Genomic DNA, 545 nt, shown 5'->3' on the forward strand with positions numbered 1-545 from the left:
AATTCCGGCAACTGCATCAACCTAAAAACGGCGAGCCCACTAACTTACGAATGGTGTACTCGGCGGGGTAAGGTCAATTTCGTTCCGGCGTGGACGGCGACGACGGGATCGACGGCAATCCGGACAGCTACACACCCCGCCTCGCGGCCATCGTGCGTTTCCGTCGCGCAAATGCAAAAACCCCCGCCTTTCGGGCGGGGGTTTCTGGCTTAGGGAGCCTGACGATTACCTACTTTCACACGGGAATCCGCACTATCATCGGCGTGGAGTCGTTTCACGGTCCTGTTCGGGATGGGAAGGGGTGGGACCGACTCGCTATGGTCATCAGGCAAAGAGGGTTGTCGCGTTGCTTCGCAACGCGACCAATCTTGGAAGAAGCAGTAATTTAGGTTGTGTGTATCACACACGAGAATCCAACTTGTCGCCTCGATCTCGCTCAGTGCTTGCGCACGGCGCCGATCTACAAGGCAGACTTGTTATAGGATCAAGCCTTACGGGCAATTAGTATCAGTTAGCTGAACGCATTACTGCGCTTACACACCTGA

The 545-nt window shown here is 55.2% G+C and carries 1 rRNA gene; it reads right to left on the reverse strand.

The features are described from left to right. Positions 1-216: 216 nt before the first annotated feature. A 5S ribosomal RNA gene (gene rrf / locus DIE21_RS36905) occupies positions 217-329 on the reverse strand. Between the last annotated feature and the right edge of the window lie 216 nt (positions 330-545).

It is taken from the genome of Burkholderia sp. Bp9140 (assembly GCF_003853425.1).
Classification (GTDB): Bacteria; Pseudomonadota; Gammaproteobacteria; order Burkholderiales; family Burkholderiaceae; genus Burkholderia.